This window comes from Streptomyces sp. SID12501, assembly GCF_010550245.1.
GTDB lineage: Bacteria > Actinomycetota > Actinomycetes > Streptomycetales > Streptomycetaceae > Streptomyces.
In genome coordinates this window covers 1-422 of sequence record NZ_JAAGLU010000784.1, presented here as the reverse complement: position 1 = coordinate 422, position 422 = coordinate 1, and the positions used below count along the sequence as shown (strand labels likewise).

1 protein-coding gene is annotated in these 422 nt (G+C 65.2%); it reads right to left on the bottom strand.

The window, feature by feature from the left end; all coding sequences use genetic code 11:
- Nucleotides 1–81: 81 nt before the first annotated feature.
- Nucleotides 82–422, bottom strand: a 341-nt coding sequence (locus G3I71_RS48445) for an integrase core domain-containing protein (RefSeq protein ID WP_164325358.1), incomplete at its 5' end; no start/stop codon positions are given.

Sequence of the window (422 nt, the reverse complement as noted above, 5' to 3'; positions counted from 1 at the left end):
TCCCGGCGCGTGGACCGCGCGGTGGCGAAGGTGGCCACGGACAGCGGGTGAAGTGGCCCCGTGAACTTGGACAGCAGATGGCTACGCTGCGGGGACGAGGTCTTGCTGCAGCAGGGTCCGGGTTTCGAGTGGGGTGAGGTATCCGAACTCGGGGTGTTTGCGGAGCCTGGCGCGGTTGTACTCGATCTCGATGAAGCGGAAGACGTCGGCGCGGGCGGCCTCGTGGCTCTCCCAGACGGTGGTGCCGATCTCCGCTTTGAGTACGCCGAAGAAGCTTTCGGCGGCGGCGTTATCGTAACATGATCCGGTTCGTCCCATGCTCTGCCGCAGTTCCAACTCCTGTATAGCCTGCCGGAATTCGCCGGATGTGTACTCGGACCCGCGGTCGCTGTGCATGACGCAGCCGGGCTGGAGGTCACCGC